Genomic DNA, 3311 nt, shown 5'->3' with positions numbered 1-3311 from the left:
GGCTGTAGCACTCGGTACTACATAAGCAGAGCCTGTCCAAGCATAAGTGGTCACGATATTCAATACGGTTTTGTTGGTTTCCTTTTGGGCGATCCAATACTTTCCGAAGGCCAAGGTACAGTTCTTGGTTCCTTTCAAGACAATATCAATAATGGTATCAAAGGCATTCGCAGACAATCGCTCCGTAGGGGAGATGAAGTTCCCTGCAGCATTGTTCATTAAAATATCTGGACTTCCAAAGGCCTCCACAGTTTTGGCTAATACATTCTCAACAGCTTCATAATCGCGAACATCACAGGCAACGGGTAGTACTTGCCCGCCTGTTTCAGCTTCCAGTTCAGCCTTTGCAGCGTCCAGTTTCTCTTGGTTTCTGGAAGTGATGACCACTTTCGCTCCAAGTTCCAAAAAGTAACGAGTCATGGATTTTCCCAATCCCGATCCACCACCGGTAACTACAATTACTTTTCCTGCTAGCGCGTCGTCGCGCATCATTTTAGCTGAATAATTCATGATTTGCTGTTTTGTTCAAAGTTACGGTTTTCTTTGCAATTACTATGCATGCATAATAAAATTAATTCCCGCTGTTAGATTTCCACAAATAGGCCACACAGCGTTTCAGATCAGGGAAGTCTTCTAATTTTGGGTGATCAAAGCTCCCTTTGAATTCCATGCCGATTTGTTCCATGACCTTTATAGAACCTAAATTTTTCTCTGTAGCAAAGGCATAAACCTCTTTGAGTCCCCAGAATTTTTGAGCATTTTCTAGTATTGCAGCCGCGCCTTCTGACGCATATCCTTTACGCCAATGATCAGGACTGATCCGCCAACCAATATCTACAGATGGGGTGAAGTCTGAATCGTAATTCTGATCCATAAGCCCGATCATTCCAATGGCTTCTCCCGATTCTAACAGATCAACTGCAAAGTAGCAGTAGCCGTTTTCACGGTAACTGTCTGCCAAGCGCTGAAAGAAGATCTGGACGTGTTCTTCAGGCAGCGGATTTGGAAAATGCGCCATAACACGGGCATCTTGATTCAAAAGCCTAAAAAGCGGCAGGTCGTCTTGCGTCCAAGGGCGAAACCCGAGACGTTTGGATTTTAGTACGTATTCCATGATTTAATTTACTGAGTCGATCAAGATCTCAAGCATTTCAATAGCAGCGTCGGCAATTCGAGTTCCCGGGCCATAAACCGCAACGGCTCCGGCTTCAAACAAGAATTCATAATCCTGTACCGGAATGACTCCTCCTACAATGACCATAATGTCCTCACGCCCGTATTTTTTGAGCTCTTCAATGACTTGAGGAACCAATGTCTTATGCCCAGCAGCTAAAGAGGATACTCCTAGGATATGAACGTCATTTTCCACAGCTTGTTTGGCGGCTTCTGCTGGAGTTTGAAACAGCGGTCCAATATCCACGTCAAAGCCAACGTCCGCATAGCCGGTGGCTACTACCTTAGCTCCACGATCGTGTCCGTCTTGGCCCATTTTTGCAATCATAATACGCGGTCTGCGACCTTCCAATTCTGCGAACTGATCGGCCATTTCTCGCGCTTTTTCAAAAGTTGGGTCTTTCTTGATTTCTTTACTGTACACGCCGCTAAATGATCTAATTTGTGCTTTATAGCGTCCAAAGGATACTTCCAGGGCATCACTGATCTCTCCTAAGGTTGCTCGTTCTTTGGCCGCATCTACAGCTAAAGCTAGTAAATTTTCTTCACCCGATTCTGCTGCTGCAGTCAATCGTTTTAAACAGGCCTCGACTGCTTCATTGTTCCGCTCGGCTTTAATGTTGCTCAATCGCTCCATTTGAGCTGCGCGTACTTTTTGGTTATCTACGTCTAAGATGTGTAAGGGATCCTCTTGCTCCAAGCGGTATTTATTCACGCCGACAATCACATCTTGTCCGCTGTCTATTCGCGCTTGTTTGCGCGCTGCAGCTTCTTCAATACGGAGCTTGGGAATACCTGCTTCAATAGCTTTAGTCATGCCGCCGAGCTCTTCAACTTCTTGGATCAAGGCCCAGGCCTTTTCGGCAATATCGTTGGTGAGACTTTCTACATAATAACTACCAGCCCAGGGATCCACAGTTTTTGTAATGCTGGTCTCTTGCTGTAAAAAGATCTGCGTGTTTCGGGCAATACGAGCGGAAAAGTCCGTTGGCAAGGCAATGGCCTCATCTAAGGCGTTAGTGTGCAAAGATTGTGTGCCGCCAAAAGCTGCTGCTGCTGCTTCTACGCAAGTGCGCGCTACGTTGTTGAACGGATCTTGTTCCGTAAGACTCCAGCCACTGGTTTGGCTGTGTGTTCTCAGTGCCAGCGATTTTGGGTTCTTCGGATTGAACTCAGAAACGATCTTTGCCCAGAGCATACGTCCGGCGCGCATCTTGGCTATTTCCATAAAGTGATTCATTCCAACAGCCCAGAAAAAGGACAATCGAGGGGCAAAACTATCAATGTCCATGCCTGCCGCGATTCCTGTCCGGATATACTCCAAACCGTCAGCAAGGGTATAAGCCAACTCAATATCACAAGTGGCTCCAGCTTCCTGCATATGATACCCAGAAATACTAATGGAATTGAACTTGGGCATATTTCCAGAAGTGAACTCAAAAATGTCAGAGATGATCTTCATGGAAGGTGTTGGCGGGTAGATATAGGTATTACGCACCATGAATTCCTTCAGGATATCATTCTGAATGGTTCCAGAAAGTTGTTCCAAGGAAACGCCCTGTTCTTGAGCTGCAACAATATAGAAGGCCATAATAGGCAATACGGCGCCATTCATGGTCATGGAGACGCTCATCTTATCCAATGGAATCCCATCAAAGAGGATCTTCATATCCTCAACACTATCAATGGCCACACCTGCTTTTCCGACATCACCAACTACGCGCTCGTGATCACTGTCGTATCCGCGGTGAGTTGGTAAGTCAAAAGCTACGGAAAGCCCTTTTTGACCTGCTGCCAGGTTTCTGCGGTAAAAGGCGTTGCTTTCTTCCGCAGTAGAAAAACCAGCATATTGTCTAATGGTCCAAGGGCGCTGCACATACATAGTCGGGTAAGGGCCGCGTAAATTTGGCGCGATCCCTGCCGCAAAATCCAGATGCTCTAAGGCAGCGGTGTCTTGTTTGGTGTAATGAGATTTTACGGTAATATCCTCGGCAGTTCCAAAGGTCTTCACCTTTTTTGGAGCGGCCTTACCACTTTTAAGACTCAGATGCTGAACGTCTTTTCTACTCATTGCTATAGCTTAAGTGCAAGTTGCGATTCAGTAAATTTTTATAGTAGGCCTCCATAGCAACGATCAT

3 protein-coding genes are annotated in these 3311 nt (G+C 46.0%); all 3 read right to left on the bottom strand.

What is annotated here, in order from left to right; genetic code table 11:
* Positions 1 to 510, bottom strand: a 510-nt coding sequence (locus HRT75_RS10000; RefSeq protein ID WP_291185970.1) for an SDR family NAD(P)-dependent oxidoreductase, incomplete at its 3' end; no start/stop codon positions are given.
* Between the two features lie 61 nt (positions 511 to 571).
* On the bottom strand, positions 572 to 1114 hold the full coding sequence (locus HRT75_RS09995) for a GNAT family N-acetyltransferase (protein WP_291185966.1): 543 nt from the start codon (positions 1112 to 1114) through the stop codon (positions 572 to 574).
* Positions 1115 to 1117: 3 nt separating this feature from the next.
* Positions 1118 to 3244: a methylmalonyl-CoA mutase gene (gene scpA, locus HRT75_RS09990; protein WP_291185963.1), complete on the bottom strand. Its 2127-nt coding sequence runs from the start codon at positions 3242 to 3244 to the stop codon at positions 1118 to 1120.
* Positions 3245 to 3311 lie beyond the last annotated feature (67 nt).

The organism is Gilvibacter sp. (assembly GCF_013214815.1).
GTDB lineage: Bacteria > Bacteroidota > Bacteroidia > Flavobacteriales > Flavobacteriaceae > Gilvibacter.
This window is presented reverse-complemented; position numbering and strand designations above follow the sequence as displayed.